Source organism: Comamonas sp. 14P8.1.4 (genome assembly GCF_057799285.1).
This window is the reverse complement of sequence record NZ_JBYOKN010000007.1, coordinates 61,338-82,362: the sequence shown is the minus strand read 5'-3', so window position 1 is coordinate 82,362 and position 21,025 is coordinate 61,338. Positions and strand designations below refer to the sequence as shown.

Here is a 21,025-nt window from a genome sequence, read left to right as displayed (position 1 = left end):
AGAATGGCGCCACTGTCGCCGGCCAATTTACAGTTTGTAAAGAATATGGACGGGTGTGCGGTACGCCAGTCATAAAGCCACATACTGGAGGCGTGGCTGTCATAAAAGTGCAGCATTCGTTCATACGATGAAGGCACTAGTTTCTACACGTAGAGGAGTTTTCCATGCAATACAAGCAAATCGCCCTGTCTGCGGTACTCGCCGCAACCACACTGGGCGCCGCCAATGCGGCCACTGAAATCCAGTGGTGGCATTCGATGACCGCCGTGAACAACGAGTGGGTTACCGATCTGGCCAAGCAATTCAACGAAAGCCAAAGCGAAGTCAAAGTGGTGCCTACATTCAAGGGCCAGTATGACGAAAGCATGACAGCGGCCATCGCAGCTTTCCGCTCCGGCAACGCTCCGCACATCCTGCAAGTGTTTGAAGTGGGCACCGCCACCATGATGGCTTCCAAGGGCGCTACCGTGCCCGTGGGCAAGGTGATGGCCGATGCTGGCGCCAAGTTTGACCCCGCAGCCTACATCCCTGCCGTGGCCGGTTACTACACCGCCCCCAACGGCCAGATGCTGAGCTTCCCGTTCAACAGCTCCACCACCATCTTCTATTACAACAAGGACGCCTTCAAGAAGGCTGGCCTGAACGCCGACGTGGCCCCCAAGACGTGGCCTGAAGTGTTTGCCGCCGCCAAGAAGCTCAAGGAATCGGGCCACAGCTGCCCCATGACCCTGGCATGGAATGGCTGGACCCAGCTGGAATCCTTCTCCACCTGGCACAACGTGGAAATGGCTTCCCACCAGAACGGTCTGGGCAAGGAAGGCTACAAGGCACGACTGAAGGTGAACTCCCCCCTGCACGTCAAGCACATCGACAACCTGGCTGCTGCAGCCAAGGCCGGTGAGTATGTGTACAAGGGCCGTGGTTCTACCGCCCAGGCTTCTTTCGTTTCTGGCGAGTGCGCCATGATCCAGACATCGTCTGGCTTCTACGGTGACGTGGCCAAGAACGCCAAGTTTGCCTACGCACTGGCTCCCCTGCCTTACTACGACGATGTGAAGGGTGCCCCCCAGAACACCGTGATCGGCGGCGCTTCGCTGTGGGTCATGGCTGGCAAGAAGGCCGAAGAGTACAAGGCCGTGGCCAAGTTCTTCGAATTCCTGTCCAAGCCTGAAATCCAGGCTGCTTCGCACCAGCGCACTGGCTACCTGCCTATCACGACCGAAGCGTTCAAGATGACCGAGAAGGCTGGCTTCTACGCCAAGAACCCCGGCACTGACGTGGCTGTGAACCAGATGATCCGCAAGGTGACCGATAACTCGCGCGGTATCCGCCTGGGTAACTATGTGCAGATCCGCACCATCGAGGACGAAGAACTCGAACAAGTGTGGGCTGGCAAGCAGTCTGGCAAGCAAGCCCTGGACAACATCGTCAAGCGTGGCGATGAACTGCTGGCGCGCTTTGAGCGCTCCGCTGGTGGCAAGTAACCCCCCCCCTGCAGAAGGGCTAATACCCTTCTGAGTTACACGGTACAGCCGCTGCGTAGTTGCCGCAGCGGCTGTCAGCTAGGCACAATACGCGCACATTCGATTACATGTAGTGTTTCGACTTTGTTCGTTTTGACGCGAATTCAGTCCGCACCACGCGATGCATCTCACTTTCCTCCGCGGCTGTCATAGGCTCCGGCGGTTTTTTATTTTGTGACCATCATGGAAAAACGCGTACTTTTCCGATCGCAATGGCTCCCTTGGGCATTGATCATGCCCCAGCTGCTCATCATTGCGATTTTCTTCTTCTGGCCTGCTGGCCAAGCCATCTTGCAGTCCTTCCAAATGGAAGATGCATTTGGTCTGTCCAGTGAATGGGTGGGTTTGGACAACTTCCGCCACCTGCTGGATGACCCCACCTACCTGAATTCTTTCCAGCGCACCGCCCTGTTCTCGGTGCTGGTGGCTGGTATCGGTATTGCGATTTCCCTGATGCTGGCGATTTTTGCGGATCGCATCATCCGCTTTGCCATGGTCTACAAGACCTTGCTGATCGTGCCTTACGCCGTCGCACCCGTCATCGCCGGTGTGCTGTGGGTCTTCATGTTCTCCCCCTCCATCGGAGTGGTGACGTATTACCTGGGCAAACTCGGCTACGAGTGGAACCACCTGATGAACGACAACCAGGCCATGGCCCTGGTGGTGATCGCTTCGGTGTGGAAACAGATTTCGTACAACTTCTTGTTCTTCCTGGCAGGCTTGCAATCCATTCCCAAGGCGCTGATCGAAGCGGCCTCCATCGATGGTGCAGGCCCCTGGCGCCGTTTCTGGAATATCCAGCTGCCACTGCTCTCGCCCACCACCTTCTTCCTGCTGGTGATCAATATCGTCTACGCGTTCTTTGACACCTTCGGCATCATTGACGCAGCCACCCAGGGCGGCCCTGGCCAATCGACCTCGATTCTGGTCTACAAGGTCTACCACGATGGCTTCAAGGCGCTGGACCTCGGCGGCTCCGCAGCCCAGTCCGTAGTGCTTATGTTCATCGTGGTCGTACTGACCGTGATCCAGTTCCGCTATGTTGAAAAGAAAGTGCAGTACTGATCATGGTTGACCGCAATCCCTGGCTGACTATCCTCTCGCACGCCGTACTGATCCTCGGCGTTGCCATTGTGGCCTTCCCGCTGTATCTGGCACTGGTCGCATCCACCCACACGGCCGATGCCATCGTGCAGTCGCCCATGCCGCTGCTGCCCGGTGCCCACCTGTGGGAAAACTACAATGAAGCGCTGCTCGGCTCCGGCAAGCTCGGCTCCAACACCAATGTCGTGAACATGATGTGGGTGAGCTTTGTGGTGGCCATGATCATCACCGTGGGCAAGATCGCGATCTCGCTGCTGTCCGCGTTTGCCATCGTGTACTTCCGCTTCCCCTTCAAGATGCTGTGCTTCTGGGCCATTTTCCTGACCCTGATGCTGCCCGTGGAAGTGCGCATTCTGCCCACCTACAAGGTGGTGGCGGAGTTGGGCCTGCTCAACAGCTACGCCGGCTTGTCGCTGCCGCTGATCGCCTCGGCCACCGCCACGTTCCTGTTCCGTCAGTTCTTCCTGACGGTGCCGGATGAGCTGGTGGAAGCCGCCCGCATTGACGGCGCTGGCGCCATGCGCTTCTTCAAGGACATCCTGGTGCCCTTGTCCAAGACCTCCATCGCTGCCCTGTTCGTGATCCAGTTCATCTACGGCTGGAACCAGTACCTGTGGCCACTGCTGATGACCACCTCGGAAGACATGTACCCCGTGGTGATCGGTATCAAGCGCATGCTGGCGGGCGGTGAAGCCGCTGTGGACTGGAACATTGTGATGGCCACCGCCATCCTGGCCATGCTGCCCCCTACGGCTGTGGTGATCCTGATGCAAAAGTGGTTTGTCAAAGGCTTGGTGGATACCGAAAAGTAATCCCCGCTGCCACATCCACCCTCTTTTGACCCATTGAACGAATACTTGGAAGACCTGTCATGGCATCCATCTCTTTAAAGAACATCATCAAGCGCTACGGCACAGGCAAGACGGCCGTGCCCGTGATTCACGGCATCGACGTTGAAATCAAGGACGGCGAATTCATCGTGCTGGTTGGCCCTTCGGGCTGCGGCAAATCGACCCTGCTGCGCATGATTGCCGGTCTGGAAGAAATCACCGACGGCGATCTGCTGATTGGCGACAAGAAAGTCAACGATCTGGAACCTGCCAAGCGCAACATCGCCATGGTGTTCCAGAACTACGCGCTGTACCCGCACATGAGCAACTACGAGAACATGGCCTATGGCCTGAAGCTCGCCAAGGTGCCCGCTGACGAAATCAAGCGCCGCGTGGACAAGGCTGCCAAAATTTTGGAGCTGAGCCACCTGCTGGATCGCAAGCCCCGCCAGCTGTCCGGCGGTCAACGCCAGCGCGTGGCCATGGGCCGCGCCATCGTGCGCCAGCCTCAGGTATTCCTGTTTGACGAGCCGCTGTCCAACCTGGACGCCAAGCTGCGCGGCCAGACCCGCCTGGAAATCCAGAAGCTGCACGCTGAACTGGGTATTACCAGCCTGTTCGTGACCCACGACCAAGTGGAAGCCATGACACTGGCCCAGCGCATGGTGGTAATGAACGGCGGCAACGTCGAGCAATTCGGCACCCCCGAAGAGGTCTACCACACGCCCGCTTCCACCTTTGTGGCCAGCTTCATCGGCTCGCCCCCCATGAACCTGCTGAAGAATTCTCCCAACGGCAAGCCAGGCCTGATCCTGGGTATCCGCCCTGAGCACATCGACCTGGTCGAAGCCGGTGGCGTGGAATTCAAGGTCCACACTGTGGAACTGCTGGGCGCCGAGCGCCTGCTGTACGGCAAGGTGGGTGAAGAAGACGTGACCGTGCGCGTGGAAGAAGGCAAGCCCTATCCCAAGCCCGGCGAAACCACCCGCATTTCGGCCCGCGACGACCGCCTGCATTGGTTCAACGCAGAAACAGGCAAGCGCGTCTAAATCGCGGCGTGCTGCGAGCACCATCCCAAAGAGAGCCTCAGGGTTCTCTTTTTTTTGCGCTTATCGCTCACTGTCAGACGCCGCTGGCCGCTCGGCCGTCAAACACCTGAGACCCATCAGGGCTTCTCGGCAGCATGGCATAAACAAGGCTTTCCATTCCTGCTTGCACTGCCATGCGCACCTTCCCAGATTTTCCCAGCACCTTGTACTGGCCGCCTGTGAATGACAAGGCCATCCAGCTCTACTCCTACCCCACGCCCAATGGCGTGAAGGTGTCGTTGATGCTGGAGGAAACAGGTCTGCCCTACGACACGTTCCTGGTGGACTTCGCCGCCAAAGACCAGCAAACCCCTGCCTTCGCCAGTGTCAGCCCCAACCGCAAGATTCCGGCCATCCTCGATTTGGACGGCCCGGGCGGCAAGCCCTTGGCGCTGTTCGAAAGCGGAGCCATCTTGCTGTATCTGGCCGACAAGTCGGGGCAGTTCATGCCTGCCAGCAAAAAATGGGAAATCACGCAATGGCTGATGTTCCAGATGTCCGGCATCGGCCCCATGTTCGGGCAGTTTGGCTTCTTCCACCACTATGCAGGCAAGGCCGTGCAAGACCCGATTCCGCGCGAGCGCTACCGCGCAGAGTGCGAGCGTCTGCTGAAAGTGCTGGACGGTGCCCTGGAAGGCCGGGAATGGCTGGTAGATGACTACTCCATCGCGGACATCGCCATGGGCCCTTGGTTGCACGGCATGATCGAGTACTACAAGGGGGCCGATCTGATCGGCTGGCACCAGCTGCGCAATGTGCCGGCGTACTTTGAACGCTTCATGGCGCGACCGGCCGTTCAGCGCGCCCACCACATCCCTGTCGTACCACCCAGCCAACCCTAAGAAACCTGCATGTGGGCTCCAGCGCTGGAGCCCCTACAGGGGTGATTTGGCACACGTCTTCTTCGCCCAGACGCCACTGCTGCGCAGTACCATTGCAGCACCGTTGACTCGTCTTTCTGGCAGCTGCGTTGGCTGCCCTCCATGTCATGACTACCACTCTGAAACCTTGGCCTTACCCCCGTTGGGTAGCCCACCGCGGCGCTGGCAAGCTGGCCCCTGAAAACACCCTGAGCGCCTTCCGCCTGGGTGCGCTGCACGGCTACCGCTTCTTTGAGTGTGATGCCAAGCTGAGCCAAGACGGCGTGCTGTTTTTGATGCACGACGCCACCCTCAACCGCACCACCAACGCCCAAGGCACGGGCGGCGATCTGACCATGGGCGAGATTGCCCAGCTCGATGCCGGCAGCTGGCATTCGCGCGCCTATGCGGGCGAGCAACTGCCCACGCTGGAGGCGCTGGCCCGTTGGTGCCTGGCCAACCACCTGCACCTGAATGTGGAAATCAAGCCCACACCCGGCCAGGAGCTGGAAACCGGCCGCGCCTGTGGCGCATTGATGAACCGCATCTGGCCCCAGACGGAAGTGGCACCGCTGTTCACCTCGTTCAAGCCCGAATCGCTGCAAGGTGCCAAGGAAGTGGCGCCCCACATTCCCCGCGGCCTGCTGGTGGACAAGTTTGCCGACGGCACAGGGGACGCCGATCTGCAGATCGCCCTGGATCTGGACTGCAGCGCCATGGTGCTGAACCACGCGCTGTGGAACCCAGCGCTGGTCGCCAAGGTGCACGGCGCTGGCCTGCGTTGCAGCAGCTACACCGTGAACGATGAATGGGCCGCGCAGCGCCTGATCGACCTGGGCACAGACGGCATCATCACCGACCGCGTGGACCTGTTCAGCCCCGCGCAGACTGGCGCCACACTGTAAAAAACAGAGCTGTTTGCGCTTATCAATAAATGCATTCAAAGCAATAAAGCATTGAAACCATTGCAATACATGCGCTAGCAGCTACCAAATTTTCAAAATTAGGGGTCCCCGCCCCTGGGCAGCTACAAAAAAAGGCCTTCCTCGTCAGGAAGGCCTTTTGCATGGGCGTGCGCCACACGGTAGCGCGCGCCACGTTCAATCCATCTTGGTGCCTGAAGCTTTCACCGCATTGGCCCAGCGCGGCATTTCGGCGCTCAGGTACTTGGCAAAGGCATCTGCGCCCATGAAGTCAGGGTTCGCGCCCTGGCTGACCATACGCTCGCGCAGCTCGGGGTTCTCCATCACTTTCTGGAAGGCCTGGCTCAGGCGGTCCACCACGGGCTTGGGCGTACCTGCTGGCGCCAAAAAGCCGTAAAAGCCCACCACTTCAAAGCCCTTGAGGCCAGCTTCCATGGCGGTCGGAATGTCTGGCAACGCGGGATTGCGCGTCTTGCTGGTCACCGCCAGCGCGCGCACCTTGCCTTGCTTGTGATAGGACGCTGCCTGCGGAATGCTTTCGGCCATGAACTGCACCTGGCCACCCATCAAGTCGGTGAACGCGGGTGCGCTTCCTTTGTAGGGGATGTGCATCATGTCGATGCCCGCTTCGGTCTTGAGCATCTCGGGTACCAGATGGCTGATGCCGCCATTGCCGGCCGAGCCGAAGTTCACCTTGCCTGGGTTGGCCTTGGCATAGCTGATGAATTCCGGCAGCGTCTTGGTTGGCATGTCGTTGCTGACCAGCAGCGCCAGCGGCTGCATGGCGGTGCGCGCAATCGGTGTGAAGTCGCGCAGCGTCTGGTAAGGTAGCTTGGGGTAGAGCGCGGGATTGATCACCATCACGCCGGTGTTGGCGATCATCAGTGTGTGACCGTCAGCAGGTGCCTTCATCACGTCCTGCGCGCCCAGCGTGCCACCGGCACCGGGTTTGTAGTCCATCACAATGGGCTGTCCCAGCTCGGCCTGCAGCTTGTCTGACAGCAAACGCGCATGCTGATCCAGCGGACCACCTGCCGGGAAGCCCATGACGATGCGAATGGGTTTGCTCGGGAAATCCTGTGCCTGTGCGCTGGCGACCGCCGCCAAACATGCCAGGGCCGCCAGGCCGGTGCGTAGTGTGAATGCCATAGTGCCTCTCTCCTCCTTGTAGTGATTGGACGGGCCGCATCACTGTGCGAGCCACTTTGGCGCGCATTCTAGAGAGCGGCAGCCGCCGATCGCGGCAACGCAGGCGACAGGCAAAAAAATGGACCGGTGCCATGCACCAGTCCATCCCAATTCAATCACCGCACAGCTGCGGTCAATGCGGCGGCAAGAAGGCTTGCTGGCTGCGTACGTAGTCAGCCACCACGCGCATCACTTGCTGCAAATGCTGTTGCACCTGGGCAAAGTGGGCATTGGGCTCGCGCGTGTCTTCCTGCAGATAGATCTTGCGGTTGATCTCAATTTGCAGGCTGTGCCGGTGGTACGCAGGCTGGCCAATGCGGCCAATCAGCGCCACACCTTTGTACGGCTCGTTGTAGGTCACGCTGTAGCCCTGGGCCTGCAAGGTCTCGCCAATCAAGTGAATGAAGGCGGGGTCGCAGGTGGTGCCGTCGCGGTCACCCAGCACAAAGTCGGCCAGTTGCTTGTCAGGCGTTCCCAGGCGGGCATACACATCGCTGGGCATGGAATGCAGATTGATGTGCCACACACCGCCAAAACGCTCCACGCTCCAGCGGATGGCCTGGGCCAGTGCCGCGTGATAGGGGCGCCAGTAGTGCGCAATGCGCTGCTGCACCTCGGCCACGCTGAGCTTGCGGTCATACATGGGCGTGGACTGCCCCGCCTGGTTGATCTTTTCCCAAATCAGCCCCAAACCCTGCTGCGTTTTGACGCTGGGCGTCAAAGGCTGCGGCCATGCGCCATCGAGCATCGCGGGGTTGATGTCTTCTTCCTCGCGGTTCGGATCAATGTAGGTGCGCGGAAACGTGGCCTCTATCAGCGTGGCGCCGTGCTGGGGCCATTGCTCCCACAGCGTGTGCACCAGCGAGTCCTCCCCCCGGCGCAGCAGCGCCATGGGCACCACCACGCCAAAGTCGGCCGGGTAGGCCGTGCCGCTGTGGGGTGAGTCGCACACCAGCGGCAGCACGCCGCCCTGCGGCGGATGCACCAGCACTGGCGCATCCGGGCGGGGCTTCAAAAAGTCAGACAAGTCTTGCATCAATCAATTTTGATGTTGGCACGCTTGGCCACAGCGGTGTAGCGGGCAATGGCCGCATCGATCTGCTTGGCAAACTCTTCAGGGGTGTTGGCCATGCCTTCACCCGCAATTTCTTTTTGCTTTTGCAGATAGCTGGGGTCTTGCATGGCCTTGTGGGCCGCTGCGTTCAGCTTGTCAATGATGGCCTTGGGGGTGCCAGCGGGGGCCACCAGACCAAACCAGCCGCCATCACCCATCTGGGCATAACCCATTTCGGTGTAGGTGGGCACATCGGGCAGCACTTCAGCGCGCTTGAGTGCCAGCACCGCCAGCGGGCGCAGCTTGCCCGCCTTGATGTTGGTCAGCGAGGACGACAAGTTATCGGTCATCGCATTCACCTGGCCACCCAGCGCATCGTTCAGCGCCTGGCCGGCACCCTTGTACGGGATATGCAGCAGTTCAATACCGGCCAAGTTCATGAAGTTTTCAATATTGGCATGGCCCAGCGAGCCCGTGCCGGGCGAGGCAAAGGTGTACTTGCCAGGTTCCTTCTTGGCCAATGCAACGAACTCCTGCATGGTCTTGGCAGGCACGCTGGGGTGCACCACGAACACGCTGGGCACCGCCATCACATTGGTAATGGGCGCAAAGTCTTTCTTCGCGTCATAGGGCAGCTTGCTCATGATGGCCGGATTGGCACCGTGCGTGGACACCGTGGCCATGCCGATGGTGTAGCCGTCCGGCGCTGCCTTGGCGATTTCCGCCGCACCAATGGAGCCGCCCGCGCCGCCCTTGTTCTCAATCACCACGGCCTGACCCAGGATGGGCCCCATCTTGTCGGCCAGCAAGCGGGCCACGATGTCGGTGGAGCCACCGGCTCCAAAGGGCACCACCAGTCGAACCGCACGGCTGGGGTAGTTGTCAGCGGCCCACGAGGCAGGCGCCAAAGTGGTCAAAGCTGCAGCGGCAGCCACGGTCGAGAGCAGGGTACGGCGCAAATTCATGGGTTCTCCTTCGAAGGGGAAAAGGGTATGAGCAGAATGCACGCATTCTTTGGCAGGTAGCGCTGTGCTGAAAAGGGACAAAAAGACAAGAATGCATTACCAAAGGTAATAATTCAGACCCGCTCTTGCTGCCCCACCACCGCTGCCCCTATGCGTCTGCAGTCTCCATCGATCTCCGAACTCCACGCTTTTACCCAGGCAGCCCGCCTGGGCAGCTACACGCAGGCGGCCGATGCCCTGCAGGTCACACAAGGGGCCATCAGCCGCTCGATCGCACGGCTGGAAGAACACCTGGGTTTTGCCGTGTTCGAGCGCCAGGGCCGCCGCAGCGTGCTGACCACAGCGGGCCGCCAGTACCTGGACGCGATTGGCCCGGCCATCTTCACCATCGAATCTGCCACCCAAGCCATGCGCCGCAAGCGCGAAGGACGGCATGTGCGCCTGTCCATGCCGCCCACACTGTTCAGCCACTGGCTGATTCCGCGCCTGCCGGATTTCACCGCCCAGCACCCGGGCACAGTGCTGTCGTTTGCGCCATACCGGCGCGACGACGCCCTGACGTCGCCCGACATTGACGCCTGGATCCGCATTGGCGCCATGCCGTTTCCCGACACCTTGCATGCCGACTACCTGGTGGGCCGCGACCTGGTGCCCATTTGCCGCCCCCACGATGCGCTGAGCATCTGCCGCCCGCAGGATTTGCTGCGCCGCCCGCTGCTGGCGCACACCAATTACCCAGACAACTGGGCCCGCTGGTTTGAAAAAATGGGTTGCGATGGCCCCTATCCGGCCCCGGCGGCTGATTTTGAGCTGGTGGGCATGTTGGTGCAGGCCGTCATTGCCGGCATGGGCGTGGCGGTGGTGCAGTGCTGCCTGATTGAAGACGATCTGGCCGCCGGCCGTGTCGCCATTCCCATTCACAGGCCTTTTCAGATTGAACGCGGCTACTTCCTGTGCCAGCCCGCCGCGCGGCCTGCTTCGCATGCGCTGCAGGACTTTCGCCACTGGTTGCTGGCACAAGCGCAGGCAGATGCACAGCGCCAGCCGCAGGCCTCAGGCGCGCCAGCCGCCTGACATCAGCCACTGGCAGCTGCCCATGACCAGCACCAGCACCGCATAAGTGCCCATGCGCCCGTCTTGGCCCAGCAGCACCAGGCCCAGCGCCAGCACCAAAATGCCCAGCAGCATATTCACGCTGGCCATGTGATACCAAGGAAGCAAGTGCGTTCTTTTGCGCCACACCAGACGTGCCCCCACAGACAGCACCACCCCTAGGAAAAAGGCTGGTGCAACAAAGCTCAACAGGTGAATCAGGAAGTCAAGTGCAGGCATGGAAATGACGCAGATCAAGTCTTTGATCAACAGAACAGCGCAAAAGCTGCACAAATTTTATAATCCAACCCATGGCAGTCTGGGCACTCGGCATCAACCACAACACGGCACCGTTGGATTTACGGGGCCGTTTTGCATTTGCGATCGACCAAATCGCCCCTACTTTACAGGGGCTGCGCACCGCGTTGTCCAGCGCAACCCGCCACCCCGAGGTGGAAACCGCCATCCTCTCCACCTGTAACCGCACCGAGATTTACTGCGCCGCGGGCGCCCCGGCGCTGGAACACACACTGGGCTGGCTGGCCCAGTCCGGTGGCGTCACCGCCGATGTGCTGCGCTCGCACTCTTATCTGCTGGAAGACGGCTCCGTGGCGCGCCACGCTTTCCGTGTGGCTTCGGGGCTGGATTCCATGGTGCTGGGCGAAACCCAGATTCTGGGCCAGATGAAGAATGCCGTGCGCGCCGCCGAAGAAGCTGGCGCCCTGGGCTCCACGCTGAACCAGCTTTTCCAGCGCAGCTTTGCCGTTGCCAAGGAAGTGCGCAGCTCTACCGAGATTGGCGAGCACAGCATCTCCATGGCCGCCGCCGCCGTGCGCCTGGCCGGTCAGCTGTTTGAAGACCTGAGCAAAATCCGCATCCTGTTTGTGGGCGCGGGCGAGATGATTGAGCTGGCCACGGCCCACTTTGCAGCCAAAAACCCTGCGCACATCACCATTGCCAACCGCACCATGGAGCGCGGTGAGAAGCTGGCCACCCGCCTGGGTGCCAGCGTGATGCCGCTGGCCGAGATTCCAGAGCACCTGCACGAGTACGACGCCATCATCAGCTGCACCGCCTCCAGCCTGCCCATCATTGGCCTGGGTGCCATTGAGACCGCGCTCAAAAAGCGCAAGCACCGCCCTATGTTCATGGTGGACTTGGCCGTGCCGCGCGACATTGAGCCGCAAGTCAAAGACCTGCGCGACGTGTACCTGTACACCGTGGACGATCTGGCCACCGTGGTGCGCACCGCCCAGGCCCAGCGCCAGGCCACCGTGGCCGAGGCCGAAGTCATCATCGACGCGGGCGTGCACAACTTCATGCAATGGATGAACCAGCGCGCCCAGGGCGGCGTGGTGCCATTCATTCAGCAGCTGAACGCACAAACCGACGCATGGCGCATGGCCGAAATCAGCCGCGCCAAAAAGCTGCTGGCCAAGGGCGAAGACATGGATGCCGTGCTGGACGCCCTGTCGCGCGGCTTGACGCAAAAAATGCTGCACGGCACCCTGGCCGCGCTGCACAAGGGCACAGAGCTAGAGCGTGCCCAGACGGTGGACACCGTCTCCAAACTGTTTCTGCGCCCCGGCAAGCCCGGCCAGCGTTAGCGCCGCTGCGCGCCCCGGCTTTCACAGCCAAATCAGCCTCTAGCGCTTATCTAGCAAGCGCTACCAGCTACCTTTTGCGTAGCGCCTCTCTTAAAGACTGACATGAAACCATTCCTGCGCACCCAGCTGGAGCGCTTTGCCCAGCGCCTTGAAGAACTGGACTTTCTGCTCTCGCGAGAAGACATCATGGGCGATATGCAAAAGTACCGCACCATCTCGCGCGAACACGCGGACGTGACCGCCGTGGCAGGCCGCTATGCGCGCTACCAGCAGTGCGAGGCTGACCTGGTCACCGCCCGCGAGATGCTGAACGACCCGGACATGGCCGAGATGGCGCAGGAAGAGATCACCAACGGCGAGGCGGAGCTGATCAAGCTCGAAGACGAGTTGCAGCGCCTGCTGCTGCCCAAAGACCCCGACGACGCCCGCCCCGCCTATGTGGAAATCCGCGCTGGCACAGGCGGCGATGAATCGGCACTGTTTGCCGGTGACGTGGCCCGCATGTACACCCGCTACGCCGCCAACGTGGGCTGGAAGGTGGAGATCATGTCTGCCAACGAAAGCGAAATCGGCGGCTACAAGGAAGTGGTGCTGCGCATTGAGGGCGAGAACGCCTACGGTGCGCTGCGCTTTGAGTCGGGCGGCCACCGCGTGCAACGCGTGCCTGCCACCGAAACCCAGGGCCGCATCCACACCAGCGCCTGTACCGTGGCGGTGATGCCTGAGCCCGACGAGACCGTGGCCATCACGCTGAATCCGACCGACTTGCGCATCGACACCTTCCGCGCCAGCGGCGCCGGTGGCCAGCACATCAACAAGACCGACTCGGCCGTGCGCGTGGTGCACATTCCCACCGGCATCGTGGCCGAGTGCCAGGACGGCCGCAGCCAGCACAGCAACAAGGCCAAGGCCCTGCAAGTGCTGCAGGCACGTATCCAGGAAAAAGAGCGCAAGGAGCGCGAAGCCAAGGAAGCCGCGCTGCGCAAGGGCCTGATTGGCTCGGGCGACCGCAGCGACCGCATTCGCACCTACAACTTTCCACAAGGCCGCCTGACCGACCACCGCATCAACCTGACGCTGTACAAGCTGCTGAACATCATGGAAGGTGACTTGGGCGATGTGATCGAGGCGCTCAAGCACGCCCGCGAGGCCGAATTGCTGGCCGAGCTGGAAGTGAACGCTTAATAAATTTCAAGCCAAATCACCCTCTAACGCTTATTCCACCAGCGCTAACAGCTATCAAAACGTGAACTCCAGCACCACCACTTTGCAGCAAGCCCTGCTCCAAGCCCACCACCGCGGCATGGCGCGCATTGATGCGCAAATGCTGCTGCTGCATGTGCTGGGCCAGCCCGGTGCGGGCCGCGCCTGGCTGCTCACGCACGACAGCGATGTGCTGACGCCTGCGCAGCTCACCCAGTTTGAAAATCTGTGTGTGCAGCGGCTGGATGGCGTGCCTGTGGCCTACCTCACAGGCTGCAAAGAATTTTTCGGCCTGCCGCTGCAGGTGGATGCCCGTGTGCTTGATCCGCGCCCAGACACCGAGACGCTGGTGGAATGGGTGCTGGACGTGGTTGAAAAAACCGTTTCACCCACCATCATCGACCTGGGCACCGGCAGCGGCGCCATTGCGCTGGCGGTGCAAAGCCAGCGCCCGGATGCAACGGTCACCGCCGTGGACTTCAGCCAGGATGCGCTGGATGTGGCGGCGGCCAATGCCCAGCGCCTGCAGCTGCCCGTGCGTTTTGTTCAGTCCTCGTGGCTGCAGCAGGTCGACGGTGTGTTTGACGTGATTGCCAGCAACCCGCCCTACATCCGCGAAGATGATGCGCACATGCCGGCCCTGCGCCACGAGCCCCGCCACGCGCTGACCAGCGGTGCCGACGGCCTGGACGACATCCGCGCCCTCATCACCCAGGCCCCTGCGCACCTGAAGGCCGGTGGCTGGCTGCTGCTGGAGCACGGCTGGGACCAGGCCGAGCCGGTGCAGCAACTGCTGCGCGCCGCCGGTTTTGCCCAGGTGCACAGCCGCCAGGATCTGGCTGGAATTGCCCGTTGCACGGGTGGCCAAATCCCGCCAAACGCCAACTGTGGCGAGACAGTGAAATAATCACGTAGATTGCCTGGTGTGGACAACACCGGCTCCCCTGCAAGGAGAACCCCATGAGCGACGTACAACAACGCATCGACCAACTGGTCAAGAACAACGACATCCTGCTGTTCATGAAGGGCAGCGCCAGCTTCCCCATGTGCGGCTTCTCTGGCCGCGCCATTCAAATTCTGAAGGCCTGTGGCGTAGACCCCAAGGCCATCTCCACCGTGAATGTCTTGGAAGACCAGGAAATTCGCCAAGGCATCAAGGACTACAGCAACTGGCCCACCATTCCCCAGCTGTACGTCAAGGGCGAATTCATCGGCGGCTCGGACATCATGATGGAAATGTATGAATCCGGTGAGCTGCAGCAAGTGATCAACGGCGAAGCCTGATCCCTGCCACATGCACACACTGGGTCCACTGCCAACTCCAATGACCAGTTTGGCTGGTATGGCCCCTGCTTTATCCAAAACCGCCCCTGTGGGCGGTTTTTTCGTTCTCGGCCGCAGGGCAGCGGCACGGGGCGTTCTTGAATGCCGGCATGCGAAGGAGGCATGCACAATGGGGACACTCGGCCGTCACCAGCCATTCCACTGACTTATGACACTCACCCAAAGCCTGCTCATCATTGCGTTGCTGATTGCTGCCAGCGCCTTCGTAGCCGTGGCCGAGATTTCCTTGGCTGCTTCCCGCCGTCTGCGCTTGCGACAGATGGCAGACGATGGCGACCCCCGCGCAGAAAAAGCCATTCAGCTGCAAGAGCAACCCGGTGACTACTTCACCGTGGTGCAAGTGGGCCAAAACGCCATCGCCATTTTGGGCGGTATCGTCGGTGAGAGTGCCCTGAGCAGTACCTTGGCTGGCATCTTGGCTTGGTGGATGCCTGAGAACATGGCGCAGAACCTGGGTTCGGTGATTTCGTTCTTCATCATCACCTCGCTGTTCATTTTGTTTGCTGACTTGCTGCCGCGCCGTTTGAGCATGGTGGAGCCCGAGCGCCTGCTGCTGCGCGTGCTGCGCCCCATGCAGTTTTGCATGACGCTGTTCAAGCCCATCGTCTGGTTCTACGGCCGCATCACCGATGCCGTCATTCGTTTGCTGGGCCTGCCCGACAAACGCAATGAGCAAATCACCTCGGACGACATTCTGGCCATGACCGAAGACGGTGCCCGTGCCGGGGTGCTGGCCGAGCGCGAACAACAGGCCATTGCCAACATCTTTGAGCTGGATACGCGCACCGTGGCTTCGGCCATGACACAGCGCGACAGCGTGGCCTACTTTCTGCGCGATGACCCGGACCACGTGATCCGCGCACGCATTGCCGAAGAGCCCTTCTCCACCTACCCCGTGTGCGAGGGCGACATTGACCACGTGGTCGGCTATGTGGATGCCAAGGACCTGTTCCAGCGCGTGCTGAACAACCAGCCCATCTCGCTGCAGGACGACAGTCTGATCCGCAAGATCTTGCTGGTGCCCGAGAAGAACACGCTGGCCGAGGTGCTGGACCAGTTCCAGCAGGCACACGAAGACTTTGCCGTCATCCTGAACGAGTACAGCCTGGTCGTGGGCGTGGTCACCCTCAACGATGTGATGAGCACGGTGATGGGCGATCTGGTCACCGCAGACGATGAAGAGCAAATCATCCAGCGCGATGAAAACTCCTGGCTGATTGATGGCGTCACCCCGATCGACGACGTGATGCGCGCACTCGATCTGGCGGCCCTGCCCAACGAGGAAGAGTACGAAACGCTGGCTGGCTTTTTGATGCTAATGCTGCGCCGTATTCCACGCCGCACCGACAGCGTGGATTGGGGCGGCTACCGCTTTGAGGTGATGGACGTCGACAGCTACCGCATCGACCAGGTGCTGGTCACCCGCCTGCGTGACAGCGATGGCCAGGTGCTGCAGCATCCGGCGTCCGCCCTGTCGGCCGTGGCAGCGGTTGCCGCCACCGAGCCTGACGTGCCCCCTGCCCCACCGGCAGCCACACCAGTTGCTGGCCAGCCAGCGGCCACGCCGCAGCCTGAAACGCCCAGCGTGCCCTGAGCCTAAAAAGCAGAGCACCTAGCGCACATAAACAAAGGACTTCAGAGATAAAACACTCTGAAGTCCTTTTTCTTTAAGCGCAAGCCGCTCACAAAATAAAGCGTCACACCTTGCGCGGCGCGTTCGGGTCAAACAGCCATTGTTTTTGCGCCCCCAGCACCAGGTTCGGGTATTTATCTTTACCGCGGCTGCCGTTGTAGCGCCCCAGCGCCATGAACAAATCGCCACGCTCGCGCTCCAGGTAGTGGCGCAAGATCACACAGCCAAAGCGCAGATTGGTCTGCATGTGAAACAGCGTGCCCGGATCACCGTCGCCAATCACCCGTGTCCAGAACGGCATGATCTGCATGAACCCACGCGCACCGGCCACCGACACGGCGAACTTGCGGAACCCGCTCTCGACCTGAATCAACCCCAGCACCAGCGACACTTCCAGCCCGGAGCGCTTGGCCTCATACCAGACCGTCTGCAAGAAGTCGCGCCGCACTTCCCAGTCCGGCATGCGGCGGTGCAGACGATCGCTCATGGTCGTCAGCCAGCGCAAATACTCCATGCGCGCATCGGTGGACGTAAACCAGGGCTCAGGCGGTGCCAGGTCGCCCACCGCAGCGCTCAAGGCGCTGCGCACCGCGTCGGCCAAAGGCTCTTCCAGCTGCGCCCCCGCCCACGCACCAGGCACAGCAGCGCTGGCTGCACAGGCAGCCACCGCACCCAGCCAGTGGCGGCGCGTGATGGTCGATCCGGAAGACTCCCTCATAGTCGTTTGGGTGTGAATAGTTAGAGTGGGTGCGAAACACCAAACACGCAGTGTCGCCCAGATTCATCGGCCCAGCAATGCGAAAAGGCAGCTTCGGCTGCCTTTTCATGCACAGCGCGCACGGGTGTGGCCCAGTGCGCAGCGGGTTTACAGACCCAGCTTGGCTTTCAGATGCGCCAGCACATCGGCGGGGGCAATCTTGGTGGCTTCGGTATCACGGCGGGCCTGGTACTCGACCACGCCTTCTTTCAAACCACGGTCACCCAGCACCACACGGTGCGGCACGCCAATCAGCTCCCAATCGGCCAGCATGGCGCCGGGGCGCTCATCGCGGTCGTCCAAGATCACATCCACGCCCAGCGCCAACAGTGCGTTGTACAGCTTGAAGGCTTCTTCCTTCACCGCTTCGCTGCGGCCCATGCCGATGGGGCAGATCACCACGGTGAAAGGCGCAATCGCATCGGGCCAGATCATGCCGCGCTCGTCGTGGTTTTGCTCCACGGCGGCAGCAGGCAAGCGTGTCACGCCAATGCCGTAGCAGCCCATTTCGAAGTGCTGGGGCTTGCCGTTGTCACCCAAGAAAGTGGCATCCATGGCCTTGGAGTACTTGGTGCCCAGGTAGAACACGTGACCGATTTCGATACCGCGCTCAATCGCCAGCTCACCCTTGCCATCCGGCGACTTGTCGCCCGCCACCACATTGCGCAGGTCGGCCACCAGAGCAGGCTCGGGCAGGTCACGGCCAAAGTTCACGCCGGTGATGTGGAAGTCTTCCTCGTTGGCACCGCACACCCAGTCGGCCATCACGGCGACTTCACGGTCCACCACGACGTTTACGGGCTTCTTCAGGTTGATGGGGCCCAGATAGCCGGGCTTGCAACCGAAGTGCTCTTCGATCTCAGGCACGGAGGCAAAGCGGAAGTTGGCCAAGCCGTCGACCTTGCCCACCTTGATCTCGTTCATGTCGTGGTCGCCGCGCAGCAGCAGCAGCCAGACTTGCGTCTTGACGATGATGCCCTTGTCATCCAGCTCGTCGGTGGCCAGCACCAGCGATTTCACTGTCTGCTGCAAAGACAGACCCAGCTGGGTCGCCACGGCTTCGCAAGTGCTGTTGCCGGGCGTAGCCACTTTTTCCATGGCCTTGGCAGCGGCAGGGCGGGCCTGCGCAGGCGCCAGGGCTTCCGCCTTTTCGATGTTGGCGGCGTAATCGCTGTTCGGGCAGTAAACGATGGCGTCTTCACCGGTGGAAGCGATCACCTGGAATTCTTCGCTCAAATCACCACCAATGGCACCGCTGTCAGCACGCACGGCACGGAACTGCAGGCCAAAGCGGTTGAAGATGCGCTGATAGGCTTCGCGCATGGTCTGGTAGCTGATCTGGGCGGCGTCGCGGTCTTTATCGAAGGAGTACGCGTCCTTCATGATGAACTCACGGCCACGCATCAGGCCAAAGCGCGGACGGCGCTCGTCGCGGAACTTGGTCTGAATTTGGTAGAGGTTCTTGGGCAGCTGCTTGTAGCTCTTGAACTCCTGGCGGGCAATATCCGTCACCACTTCTTCGGAAGTGGGCTGGATCACAAAGTCACGGCCATGGCGATCTTGGATGCGCAGCAGCTCAGGGCCCATCTTTTCGAAGCGACCTGTTTCTTGCCACAGCTCCGCAGGCTGCACCACAGGCATGGTGGTTTCAATGGCACCGGCGCGGTTCATTTCCTCGCGCACGATGGCTTCGACCTTGCGAATCACGCGCAGGCCCATAGGCATGTAGTTGTAGATGCCAGCACCCAACTTTTTGATCATGCCAGCCCGCATCATGAGCTTGTGGCTGACCACTTCGGCATCGGCCGGAGCTTCTTTGAGGGTGGAGATGAGAAATTGGGAGGCTTTCATGAGGCAGAGAGAGCGGGATAAAGCTGCGGCAGTTTGGCTGGGCACAGACTGCCGTGCATAATGAACGCAATATAGAAATTGGGGTTCGATTATGCTTGACCGGGACGGATTTCGCCCGAACGTCGGCATCATCCTGCTCAACCAGAAGAACCAGGTGTTCTGGGGCAAACGAATTCGTACCCACAGCTGGCAGTTTCCGCAAGGTGGCATTGATCGGGGCGAAACCCCCGAGCAGGCCATGTTCCGTGAACTGCATGAGGAAGTGGGGCTCAAGCCCAACCACGTTCGCGTGGTCGCAAGAACAAGGGACTGGTTGCGCTACGAGGTGCCGGATCGTTATATACGCCGCGATGCGCGAGGTCATTACAAAGGCCAGAAGCAAATCTGGTTCTTGCTCCAGTTGCTCGGTCAGGACTGGGACTTGAACCTGCGTGCTACCGATCACCCAGAGTTCGATGCCTGGCGCTGGAACGATTACTGGGTACCACTGGATGTGGTGGTGGAGTTCAAACGCGGCGTCTACGAAATGGCGTTGACTGAATTGGCCCGCTACGTGCCGCGCAACGAGCAGCAACGCAATCGCTACCTGCGCAGCGGCATGCGACCACGCGAGGGCCAGCCTGAAATGGCGCCGCTCCCCGCCCCCACTTTGCGCAGCCATGGTCTGATGCAAAACCCGGGCATGGAACTACCACCGGGTGCCAGTTTTGACCCGGACCCGCAAAACGACGCCAACCAGCGCTGAATACAAAAATCCCGCATGCCTCACAGCATTGCGGGATTTTTTATGTACCAGCCAGCGGCGCAGTTCAGTGCAGCACCACCATATTGTCTCGGTGCACCATCTCGGGCTCGCCGCGGTAACCCAGCAACTGTTCCACATCGGACGAGGCATGCTTGCACAGCAAACGCGCCTCGGCGCTGGAGTAGTTGGCCAAGCCCCGCGCCACTTCATCCCCGGCAGCGTTGCGCACGGCGATCACATCACCGCGGGAGAAGTCGCCGTCCACTGCCACCATACCCACAGGCAACAGGCTCTTGCCTTCATCGCGCAGTTTCAGCACGGCGCCGGCATCGATGGTGACCGATCCACGCATCTGCAGATGGTCACGAATCCATTGTTTGCGCGCCTGGTTTTTGTGGGTCGGCGCCACCAGCAAGGTGCCAATGGCTTCGCCTTGCGTCAAGCGCAGCAGCGCATTGGGTTCACGCCCCCAGGCAATCACGGTCGATGTCCCTGAACCCGCTGCGCGCTTGGCCGCCAAAATCTTGGTGAGCATGCCGCCCTTGCCAATGCTGGAGCCCGCACCGCCAGCCATGGCTTCCAGCGTCACATCACCGGCTTGCGCCTCGTGCACAAACTGGGCATCGGGGTTGCGGCGTGGGTCTGCCGTGTACAGGCCTTTTTGGTCGGTCAAGATCACATAGGCATCGGCGTCCACCAAATTTGCCACCAAAGCACCCAGGGTGTCGTTGTCGCCAAACTTGATTTCATCGTTGACCACGGTGTCGTTTTCATTGATCACCGGCACCACACCCAGTTTGAGCAGGGTCAACAAAGTGGAGCGTGCGTTCAGATAGCGCTCACGGTCGGCCAGGTCCGCGTGCGTCAGCAAAACCTGTGCGCTGCCCACCTGGTGGTTGCGCAGCTTGGTCTCGTACATCTGCACCAGGCCCATTTGGCCCACCGCCGCCGCTGCCTGCAGCTCGTGAATTTCTTTGGGTCGTGTGGCCCAGCCCAGGCGTTTCATGCCTTCGGCCACTGCGCCGCTGGACACCATGATCACTTCACGGCGAAGGCCGTCGTCACCGTGCACCAGGGCCGCCAGCTGGCGCGACCATTCTTCAATAGCGCCTTCATCCAGGCCACGGCCTTCATTGGTCACCAAACTGGAGCCGACCTTGACCACGATGCGACGCGCATCTTGCAAAACACGGGAAGACATGATTTAGAGCTTTTTATGGCTCTAGCGCTTATGCACAAAGCGCTAGTAGCTATTAAT

At 60.7% G+C, this 21,025-nt stretch carries 20 protein-coding genes; 13 read left to right on the top strand and 7 right to left on the bottom strand.

Annotated elements, in window-relative coordinates; all coding sequences use genetic code 11:
- Positions 1–164: 164 nt before the first annotated feature.
- The 6 genes from ugpB to ugpQ all read left to right on the top strand — a co-directional run bounded on the left by ugpB (position 165) and on the right by ugpQ (position 6,310).
- A complete protein-coding gene (gene ugpB, locus AC27VO_RS12130; protein WP_488666972.1) occupies positions 165–1,484 on the top strand; it encodes a sn-glycerol-3-phosphate ABC transporter substrate-binding protein UgpB in 1,320 nt (439 codons plus the stop codon).
- A 222-nt stretch (positions 1,485–1,706) separates the two neighbouring features.
- Positions 1,707–2,588 (top strand): sn-glycerol-3-phosphate ABC transporter permease UgpA, encoded by an 882-nt coding sequence (gene ugpA / locus AC27VO_RS12125; protein WP_488666971.1) that lies wholly within the window; start codon positions 1,707–1,709, stop codon positions 2,586–2,588.
- A gap of 2 nt (positions 2,589–2,590) precedes the next feature.
- Positions 2,591–3,439 carry a sn-glycerol-3-phosphate ABC transporter permease UgpE gene (gene ugpE / locus AC27VO_RS12120; RefSeq protein WP_488666970.1) on the top strand — a complete coding sequence of 283 codons (849 nt, stop codon included), beginning with the start codon at positions 2,591–2,593 and terminating at the stop codon, positions 3,437–3,439.
- 59 nt (positions 3,440–3,498) lie between these two features.
- Positions 3,499–4,506 (top strand): sn-glycerol-3-phosphate import ATP-binding protein UgpC, encoded by a 1,008-nt coding sequence (locus AC27VO_RS12115; protein WP_488666969.1) that lies wholly within the window; start codon positions 3,499–3,501, stop codon positions 4,504–4,506.
- A gap of 173 nt (positions 4,507–4,679) precedes the next feature.
- Positions 4,680–5,387: a glutathione S-transferase family protein gene (locus tag AC27VO_RS12110; protein WP_488666968.1), complete on the top strand. Its 708-nt coding sequence runs from the start codon at positions 4,680–4,682 to the stop codon at positions 5,385–5,387.
- A 146-nt stretch (positions 5,388–5,533) separates the two neighbouring features.
- Positions 5,534–6,310 carry a glycerophosphodiester phosphodiesterase gene (ugpQ, locus tag AC27VO_RS12105; RefSeq protein ID WP_488666967.1) on the top strand — a complete coding sequence of 259 codons (777 nt, stop codon included), beginning with the start codon at positions 5,534–5,536 and terminating at the stop codon, positions 6,308–6,310.
- Positions 6,311–6,505: 195 nt separating this feature from the next.
- Here ugpQ and AC27VO_RS12100 read toward each other — a convergent pair whose 3' ends face one another.
- From AC27VO_RS12100 to AC27VO_RS12090, 3 genes are all read right to left on the bottom strand, one after another.
- Positions 6,506–7,477, bottom strand: a complete 972-nt coding sequence (locus tag AC27VO_RS12100; protein ID WP_488666966.1) for a Bug family tripartite tricarboxylate transporter substrate binding protein — start codon at positions 7,475–7,477, stop codon at positions 6,506–6,508.
- A gap of 172 nt (positions 7,478–7,649) precedes the next feature.
- Entirely contained in the window at positions 7,650–8,552 is a 903-nt protein-coding gene (locus AC27VO_RS12095; RefSeq protein WP_488666965.1) for an N-formylglutamate amidohydrolase, read from the bottom strand.
- A complete protein-coding gene (locus AC27VO_RS12090) occupies positions 8,552–9,535 on the bottom strand; it encodes a tripartite tricarboxylate transporter substrate binding protein BugE (RefSeq protein WP_488666964.1) in 984 nt (327 codons plus the stop codon). The genes AC27VO_RS12095 and AC27VO_RS12090 overlap by 1 nt, the downstream gene beginning before the upstream one ends.
- A 150-nt stretch (positions 9,536–9,685) precedes the next feature.
- Here AC27VO_RS12090 and AC27VO_RS12085 point away from each other — a divergent pair, with 150 nt between their 5' ends.
- Complete coding sequence (locus AC27VO_RS12085) at positions 9,686–10,609, top strand: LysR substrate-binding domain-containing protein (RefSeq protein WP_488666963.1); 924 nt, start codon at positions 9,686–9,688, stop codon at positions 10,607–10,609.
- Here AC27VO_RS12085 and AC27VO_RS12080 read toward each other — a convergent pair.
- Positions 10,589–10,867: a hypothetical protein gene (locus AC27VO_RS12080; protein WP_488666962.1), complete on the bottom strand. Its 279-nt coding sequence runs from the start codon at positions 10,865–10,867 to the stop codon at positions 10,589–10,591. The two genes, AC27VO_RS12085 and AC27VO_RS12080, sit on opposite strands and share 21 nt — an antisense overlap.
- A 71-nt stretch (positions 10,868–10,938) precedes the next feature.
- Here AC27VO_RS12080 and hemA point away from each other — a divergent pair, with 71 nt between their 5' ends.
- The 5 genes from hemA to paeA all read left to right on the top strand — a co-directional run bounded on the left by hemA (position 10,939) and on the right by paeA (position 16,375).
- Complete coding sequence (hemA, locus tag AC27VO_RS12075; RefSeq protein WP_488666961.1) at positions 10,939–12,234, top strand: glutamyl-tRNA reductase; 1,296 nt, start codon at positions 10,939–10,941, stop codon at positions 12,232–12,234.
- Between the two features lie 102 nt (positions 12,235–12,336).
- Positions 12,337–13,419, top strand: a complete 1,083-nt coding sequence (gene prfA, locus AC27VO_RS12070) for a peptide chain release factor 1 (RefSeq protein WP_488666960.1) — start codon at positions 12,337–12,339, stop codon at positions 13,417–13,419.
- Between the two features lie 61 nt (positions 13,420–13,480).
- On the top strand, positions 13,481–14,344 hold the full coding sequence (gene prmC, locus AC27VO_RS12065; protein ID WP_488666959.1) for a peptide chain release factor N(5)-glutamine methyltransferase: 864 nt from the start codon (positions 13,481–13,483) through the stop codon (positions 14,342–14,344).
- 53 nt (positions 14,345–14,397) lie between these two features.
- On the top strand, positions 14,398–14,721 hold the full coding sequence (grxD, locus tag AC27VO_RS12060) for a Grx4 family monothiol glutaredoxin (protein ID WP_488666958.1): 324 nt from the start codon (positions 14,398–14,400) through the stop codon (positions 14,719–14,721).
- Between the two features lie 208 nt (positions 14,722–14,929).
- Complete coding sequence (paeA, locus tag AC27VO_RS12055; protein ID WP_488666957.1) at positions 14,930–16,375, top strand: polyamine export protein PaeA; 1,446 nt, start codon at positions 14,930–14,932, stop codon at positions 16,373–16,375.
- A 103-nt stretch (positions 16,376–16,478) separates the two neighbouring features.
- Here paeA and AC27VO_RS12050 read toward each other — a convergent pair whose 3' ends face one another.
- Positions 16,479–17,132, bottom strand: coding sequence for a lytic transglycosylase domain-containing protein (locus tag AC27VO_RS12050; protein WP_488666956.1), 654 nt, complete (start codon positions 17,130–17,132; stop codon positions 16,479–16,481).
- Between the two features lie 147 nt (positions 17,133–17,279).
- A complete protein-coding gene (locus AC27VO_RS12045) occupies positions 17,280–19,022 on the bottom strand; it encodes a proline--tRNA ligase (protein ID WP_488666955.1) in 1,743 nt (580 codons plus the stop codon).
- A 91-nt stretch (positions 19,023–19,113) separates the two neighbouring features.
- On the opposite strand from AC27VO_RS12045, the gene AC27VO_RS12040 reads away from it, so the two are divergent.
- The gene (locus AC27VO_RS12040) at positions 19,114–19,767 is read left to right on the top strand and encodes an RNA pyrophosphohydrolase (protein ID WP_488666954.1); all 654 of its coding nucleotides are present in this window, start codon (positions 19,114–19,116) and stop codon (positions 19,765–19,767) included.
- A 64-nt stretch (positions 19,768–19,831) separates the two neighbouring features.
- Here the strand turns inward: AC27VO_RS12040 and proB are convergent, their stop codons facing one another.
- Positions 19,832–20,968 carry a glutamate 5-kinase gene (proB, locus tag AC27VO_RS12035; RefSeq protein ID WP_488666953.1) on the bottom strand — a complete coding sequence of 379 codons (1,137 nt, stop codon included), beginning with the start codon at positions 20,966–20,968 and terminating at the stop codon, positions 19,832–19,834.
- Positions 20,969–21,025 lie beyond the last annotated feature (57 nt).